Below are 6,906 nucleotides of genomic sequence, written 5' to 3' on the forward strand. Positions count from 1 at the left end.
CCGTCCCCTAATCCTGCGGACCTACCGTCCTGCCCGTGACCGGACACCAGAACGCCGACACGGGCGGACCCGGAGGCCGACGGCCGAGAGCGCTGAAGGCCGTCGGCCTCGCCCTGGCCGCCACGCTCGTGCTGGGCGTCGCGGCGGCGGGCTGGGCCTGTCTGCGCCTCGACGACAGCATCAAGAGCGTCGACATCGACAGCGCGCTCGCCGGCAGCCGGCCGGCCAGGGCCCTGACGACACCGTCCCCCTCGGGATCCGCCTCCGCCTCCGCGTCCCCGCTGCCCAGCGGCGCGCTGAACATCCTGGTCCTCGGTTCGGACTCGCGCGGCGGCAAGGAGAACCGGGAACTCGGCGGGGGCAGCAGCTCCGGCGCCCGGTCCGACACGGCGATGGTCGTGCACGTCGACGCCGGCCGCACCCGCGCCACCGTCGTCAGCATCCCGCGCGACACGCTCGTCACCCGCCCGTCGTGTCCGCTGCGGGGCGGCGGTTCCTCGGCGGTGGCCTACAACTCGATGTTCAACAGCGCCTATTCGCTAGGCGGGCCGGTGTGCGCGGTGAAGACGGCCGAGTCGCTCACGAACGTCCGTATGGACCACTACATCGAGATCGACTTCGCCGGCTTCGCGAAGCTGGTGGACGCGCTCGGCGGCGTCACGGTCACCACGGACGAGGACATCGACGACCAGGACAGCCACCTGACCCTCCAGGCCGGCACCCATCACCTGAACGGCAAGCAGGCCCTCGCGCTCGCCCGCACCCGGCACGGCATAGGCGACGGCAGCGACCTGGGCCGCATAGGGCTCCAGCAGAAGCTGGTGAAGGCCCTGCTGGAGCGGATCTCCTCGGTCGACCTGCTCACCGACCCCGGCAGGCTCTACACGGTGGCCGAGGCGGTGACCGGCAGCCTGACCACCGACACCGGCCTGGACTCGCTGAGCGAACTGGCCGGCCTCGGCAGCAGCCTGCGGAACCTGACGGCGGACGACGTGCGGACGGTGACGATGCCGGTGGCCACCGCGCCGTCGGACCCCAACCGGGTGGTGGCCCGGCAGCCGGCGGCCCGGAACCTGTGGGCGTCGCTGCGCTGACCGCCGCCACGGTCTCCGCGTGCGGGCCGTCGTCACGGTCTCCGCGTGCGGGCCGTCGTCACGGTCTCCGGGCGCGGGCCGGAAAAAATCTTCGAAGAAATCCGGCGCGCCTGTCGATCCGGCCGTCGTTCGTTCGACGCACTGGGTGAGAGGCCGGAAACGAAGGAACCGGCCCGGAGGACGAACGACCACCGAACGACCGAGGAGTCACCATGCCCCGCTACCTGTCACTGGTCCGGATCGACGAGAACTCCGCGCCCGCCGGGGGCCCCAGCCCGGAGATGATGCAGCGGATGGGAGAGCTGATCGAGGAGATCACCAAGGCCGGGGTGATGCTGGACACCGCCGGGCTGACGCCGTCGGCGCAGGGCACCCGGGTGCACTGGGACGGCCGGAACACCTCCGTCACCGACGGGCCGTTCACCGAGACCAAGGAGGTCATCGGCGGCTACGCGATCATGCAGTGCAAGGACAAGGCCGAGGCGCTGGAGTGGACCTCGCGGTTCCTCAAGGTGCACGGCGAGGAGTGGCGGGTGACCTGCGAGGTGCGCGAGATCGCGGAGGGCTGACTCGAGCCGATTCCTCCTGGCCCCCGGCCGCCGAGGGGTGTTCGATGGTGGGCTGTGACACCGCAGCCCACCGCCGACCCCCGCCGGGCCGCCGACCCCCGCCGGGCCGCCGATTCCCGCCAGGCCATCGACACCGTCTTCCGCCTCGAGTCCCCGCGCGTCATCGCGGGCGTCGCCCGCATAGTCCGCGACGTCGGCATCGCCGAGGAACTCGCGCAGGACGCGCTGGTCGCCGCGCTGGAGCAGTGGTCGCGGGACGGTGTGCCCGACAACCCGGGCGCCTGGCTCATGACCACCGCCCGGAACCGCGCCGTCGACCTGGTCCGGCGCCGGGAGACCTACGCCCGCAAGCTGCGCGAGATCGGGCGGGACCTGGAGAGGACGGCGCCGTTCGAGGAGCCCGCCGACCCGCCCGACCCCGACGACATCGACGACGACCTGCTGCGGCTGGTGTTCACCGCCTGTCACCCTGCGCTGTCCGCCGAGGCCCGCATCGCGCTGACCCTGCGCCTGCTCGGCGGCCTGACCACGGCCGAGATCGCCCGCGCGTTCCTCACCCCCGAGCCGACGATCGCCCAGAGGATCGTGCGTGCCAAGCGGACTCTGGCCGCGAAGAACGTCGCCTTCGAGGTGCCGTACGGGCCGGACCGCGCGGCCCGGCTCGGGTCGGTCCTCGACGTCGTCTACCTCGTCTTCAACGAGGGGTACGCCGCAACGGCCGGCGACGACTGGCTGCGCCCCGCCCTGTGCGAGGACGCGCTGCGGCTGGCCCGTGTGCTGTCGCGGCTGATGCCGGAGGAGCCCGAGGTGCACGGCCTGACCGCGCTGCTGGAGTTCCAGGCGTCCCGCACGGCCGCCCGCACCGGCCCGGACGGCGAACCCGTGCTGCTGAAGGACCAGAACCGCCGCCGCTGGAACCGCATGCTCATCGCCCGCGGCATCGCCGCCCTCGGCCGTGCCGGGGCCGCCTCCGCGTCCGGCGCCCCGGGCCGCTACGCCCTCCAGGCCGCCATCGCCGCCTGCCACGCGCACGCCCACTCCTACGAGGAGACCGACTGGGCGAGCATCGCCACCCTGTACGGGATGCTGGCCGCCCGCGCCCCGTCCCCGGTCGTCGAGCTCAACCGGGCGGTGGCCGTGTCCATGGCGGAGGGCCCGGCGAAGGCGCTGGAGATCGTCGACGCCCTCGCCGCCGAGCCCGCCCTGCGCGACTACCACCTGCTGCCCAGCGTGCGGGGTGAGCTGCTGGCCCGCTTGGGGCGCACCGCGGAGGCGGGCGAGGAACTGGCACATGCGGCCGCGCTGACGCGCAACGCCCGCGAGCGGCGACTGCTGCTGGACCGGCTCGACGCCCTCCCCGGCACCTGAGGTCCCAGGGCCTTTCTGTTCGGAGTTCTAAGGTCGCGCGGGCGCTCCGACCAGCATCGTCGGCGCCCCCGCGACCCGCGTGAGGAACACGGTCGCCGCGTTCGGCCCCTGCGGCTTGACCTTCCTGCGCAGTTCCTCCGGCTCCACCGCCGACCCGCGCTTCTTCACGGTCAGCGTCCCGACCTCCCGCTCCCGCAGCAGCGCCTTCAACTTCTTCAGGTTGAAGGGCAGTCGGTCGGTGATCTCGTACGGCACGGCGTACGGCGTCGGCCGCAGGCGGTCGGCGGTGACGTAGGCGATGGTGGGGTCGATCAGGCCGCCGTCCAGTTCCTCGGCCACCTCGGCGACCAGGTGGGCGCGGATGACGGCCCCGTCGGGCTCGTACAGGTACCGGCCGACGGCGCGGACCGGGGGATCGGGCAGGCCCCTGCCGTGCAGCGTGCGCGGGCCCGGCAGCAGCGTCGCCCGCACCGCGCCCGGCGCGGTCCCGAACCACAGCACGGCCTCCTTCACGTCCCCGCCGTCGGAGATCCACTCGGCCTCGGCGTCGGCGGGCACCGCCTCGTGCGGGATGCCGGGCGCGACCTTGAGGGCGGCGTGCGGCGCCGTGCGGGCCGCACCGACCGCCCAGGAGAGCGGGGGCGAGTAGGCCTCCGGGTCGAAGACGCGGCCGCGTCCGCCGCGCCGGGCGGGGTCGACGAACACGGCGTCCCAGCCGGCCGTGTCCACCTCGGTCACGTCGGCCTGGCGCACCTCGATCAGCTCCGTGAGCCCGAGCGCGTCGGCGTTCGCGCGCGCCGCGGCCGCCGTCACCGGGTCGCGGTCCACGGCGAGCACCCTGATGCCGGCCCGCGCCAGCGCGACCGCGTCCCCGCCGATCCCGCAGCACAGGTCGGCGACCGAGGTCACGCCCAGTTCCCGTAGCCGCCCGGCCCGGTACGCCGCGACGCTCGCCCGGGTCGACTGCTCGACCCCGTTCGGCGTGAAGAACATCCGCCGCGCGTCCGCCGCCCCGAACTTCGCCGCCGCCCGTTGCCGCAGCCGCGCCTGCCCGAGCGCCGCCGACACCAGTTCGGCGGGGTGCTCGCGGCGCAGCCGGGTGGCGACGGCGAGTTCGTCGGCCGGGGCGGTGTCGCGCACCTCTTCGAGGAGGGCGCGGCCTTCGGGGGTGAGGAGGCAGGCGAGGTCGTTCACCGGCTCATTGTGGGCCAGCCGGGGGATGGTGTGCCGCCGGCCGCGGTGTCGGGCCGGGACGCGGGACGGGGGCTGCGAGGATCCGGCATCATGCGAGCAGTACGACAAAACGATGAAAATAGGGCGTCGTTCGGGGTGCGAGTCCGCTGCGGGGCCGCCCTGCTCGCCGCGGCCGCCATCGCCTCCGGCTGTGCGCAGGGCGACGTCTCCGAGGTGCCCCCGGGCGAGGTGACCCCGGCGGCCGGCCAGCCGCCCCTGAAAGCGCCTCCGGCCCGCGCCATCGAGGGGTACGCCGCACGGCTGCGCGCCGCCTACGCCGCCCGGGCCGCGGCGGCCAGACGCTGGGGCCTGGCGAAGATGCCGCTGACCGCCCCGCCGCCGCCCGAGAAGAAGCCGGTGATCACCGCCCGCAAGGGCTTCGAGGTCGACGGCCAGCGCGAACTGGACCTCCCCCCGGTCTTCACCACCGTCCCCACCGACCAGAAGGTCGTCTTCCTCACCATCGACGACGGCGCCGAGAAGGACCCGGCGTTCCTGCGGATGACGCGCGAGCTGAAGATCCCGTACTCCGCCTTCCTCAGCGGCTTCCTGATCCGGGACGACTACGGCTACTTCGAGAAGATGCGGCACGACGGGGTGACGCTGAACAACCACACCCTGCGCCACCCCTACCTCCGCGGCATGTCCTACAAGGAGCAGAAGCACGAGATCTGCGGCATGCAGGACGTGATCGAGGAGCACTACGGCGTCCGCCCCCGCCTCTTCCGCCCGCCCTACGGCAGCTACGACCAGGACACCCTGCGCGCCGCGAAGGCCTGCGGCATCCGGTACGCGCCCATCTGGGACGAGGAGGTCTTCGTCGACCACTGGGAGTACCGCGAGGGGGAGCCCTCCCTGCACCCCGGCGACATCGTCCTGACCCACTTCCGGGGCCGGGGACAGTGGAAGGGCACCATGCCCGACATGCTCCGCCGCTTCCTGGACAAGGTCACCGCCGAGGGATACGCGGTGGCCCGGCTGGAGGACTACCTGTGAGGCGGCGCCGCCTGGCGGCCGGGGCACTGGCGGCCACCGTCCTGCTCACCGGCTGCGCCCCGTCCGTCGACCCCATCCACCGCCTCGGCGAGAAGGCGACCCGCCGGATCCGCCCGCACGGCCCGGCGACCGCCGAGCAACTGCCGCAGGGTGCGGGAAGCACGTCCGCCGGGCACCGGCCGGGCGGCGGGGACGGGGATGCCGGGCAACGGTCGCGCGGTACGGGGGACAGGAGTGCGGGGCAGGGGGCGTGCGGTGTGGGGGACGGGGGCGCAGGGCAGCGGCTGCGTGGCGCCGGGGGCGGGGGCGGGGGTGTCGGGCGTCGGCCGGTCGGCGCCGAAGACGGGGGCGCCGAGAACCGGCGGTTCGGCGTAGGGGACGAGACCGCCGGGCACCGGCCGCGTGGCGCCGGGGAGGGGACCGCCGGGCACCGACCGGTCGGCGCCGGAGACGGGGGTGCCGGGCTGCCGTCGTACGACGGCGGGCAGCCGGCCGCCGGTCACCCGGCCGGGCAGCCGGCCGCCGGTCACCCGGCCGGGCAGCCGGCCGCCGGTCACCCGGCCGGGCAGCCGGCCGCCGGTCACCCAGCCGGGCAGCCGGCCGCCGGTCACCCAGCCGGGCAGCCGGCCGCCCGTCACCCGGCCGGGCAGCCGGCCGCCCGTCACCCGGCCGGGCAGCCGGCCGCCGGGCAGCAGACGTCCTGCGGCCGCGACCTCACCGCCGGGCAGCCGCCGTCTCGCGGCCGGGACCACGCCCCCGGTCGGGCGTCGTCCCGCGGCAGCGATCCCGCGCCCGGTCGGGCGTCGTCCCGCGGCCGGGGCCATGAGACCCCGAACCCGTCCCGGGTTCCGCCCGCGCCCGCGATGGACCGGGGCCTGCCGCACGTCGTCTCCCGCGTCCCCACCCGCGACAAGGTCGTCTTCCTCACCTACGACGACGGCGCGGAGACGGACCCCCGCCTCGTCGAGACGGTCCGCGCACTGCGCCTGCCCGTCAGCCTCTTCCTCACCGACCGGGTCGCCGGCCCGGGCTACGCCCACCTCGCCCGCCTGCGGTCGGTCGGCGTCAGCCTGCAGAACCACACCCTGGACCACCGCGCCCTGCGCGGCCTGCCCTACGCCGGCCAGCGCGCCGAGATCTGCGGCCAGCAGGACAAGCTCGCCGCCCGCTTCGGCGTCCGCCCCCGCCTCTTCCGCCCGCCCTACGGCACGTACGACACGACGACCCTGCGCGCCGCTGCCGACTGCGGCATCTCGGCGGTCGTGCTGTGGCGGGCGGCGATGACGGCGGACGGCGACCTGACGTACGCGGGCGGCGAGCAGCGCCTCGGCCCCGGCGACGTCGTGGCCGTGGCCTCGGGCGAGGGCACGGGACCGACGCCGGGGGAGCGGACGGCGCGGCTGCTGCGGGAGGCGCGCGGCCGGGGACTGAGGGTGGCGCGGCTGGAGGACTACATCTGACGGCGGGCCGGCGTCGGCCGGCGTGGCGTCGGCCGGGCTGACGCCACTCGGCCGGCCCCGGGCAGCCGTACGGGCTCGCAGCGCAGTGGGGGGGGGGGGGGGGGGGGGGGGGGGGGGGGTGGGGGGGGGGAGGGGGGGGGAGAGCCAAAACAAACCGCACACCACCCCCGCACCACACCCGACCCC

7 protein-coding genes are annotated in these 6,906 nt (G+C 75.2%); 5 read left to right on the forward strand and 2 right to left on the reverse strand.

Translation table 11 applies throughout. From position 1 onward, the window contains the following. Positions 1-35 precede the first annotated feature (35 nt). The 3 genes from ACZ5GT_RS21180 (at position 36) to ACZ5GT_RS21190 (ending at position 3,031) form a co-directional block, all read left to right on the forward strand. Entirely contained in the window at positions 36-1,094 is a 1,059-nt protein-coding gene (locus ACZ5GT_RS21180; protein ID WP_469026853.1) for an LCP family protein, read from the forward strand. Between the two features lie 212 nt (positions 1,095-1,306). Then, positions 1,307-1,663, forward strand: coding sequence for a YciI family protein (locus ACZ5GT_RS21185; protein ID WP_469026859.1), 357 nt, complete (start codon positions 1,307-1,309; stop codon positions 1,661-1,663). Between the two features lie 54 nt (positions 1,664-1,717). Next, positions 1,718-3,031, forward strand: a complete 1,314-nt coding sequence (locus ACZ5GT_RS21190; protein ID WP_469026866.1) for an RNA polymerase sigma factor — start codon at positions 1,718-1,720, stop codon at positions 3,029-3,031. Positions 3,032-3,058: 27 nt separating this feature from the next. Here ACZ5GT_RS21190 and ACZ5GT_RS21195 read toward each other — a convergent pair whose 3' ends face one another. Next, positions 3,059-4,225 (reverse strand): THUMP-like domain-containing protein, encoded by a 1,167-nt coding sequence (locus ACZ5GT_RS21195; RefSeq protein ID WP_469026869.1) that lies wholly within the window; start codon positions 4,223-4,225, stop codon positions 3,059-3,061. A 90-nt stretch (positions 4,226-4,315) separates the two neighbouring features. Here ACZ5GT_RS21195 and ACZ5GT_RS21200 point away from each other — a divergent pair, with 90 nt between their 5' ends. Then, positions 4,316-5,260, forward strand: coding sequence for a polysaccharide deacetylase family protein (locus ACZ5GT_RS21200; RefSeq protein WP_469026874.1), 945 nt, complete (start codon positions 4,316-4,318; stop codon positions 5,258-5,260). On the opposite strand, the gene ACZ5GT_RS21205 is transcribed toward ACZ5GT_RS21200, so the two are convergent. Beyond that, positions 5,251-6,012, reverse strand: a complete 762-nt coding sequence (locus ACZ5GT_RS21205; RefSeq protein WP_469026881.1) for a hypothetical protein — start codon at positions 6,010-6,012, stop codon at positions 5,251-5,253. The genes ACZ5GT_RS21200 and ACZ5GT_RS21205 overlap by 10 nt on opposite strands. Positions 6,013-6,123: 111 nt before the next feature. Between ACZ5GT_RS21205 and ACZ5GT_RS21210 the strand changes: the two genes are divergently transcribed. After that, a complete protein-coding gene (locus ACZ5GT_RS21210; protein WP_469026885.1) occupies positions 6,124-6,720 on the forward strand; it encodes a polysaccharide deacetylase family protein in 597 nt (198 codons plus the stop codon). Positions 6,721-6,906 lie beyond the last annotated feature (186 nt).

It is taken from the genome of Streptomyces sp. NPDC031340 (assembly GCF_055569945.1).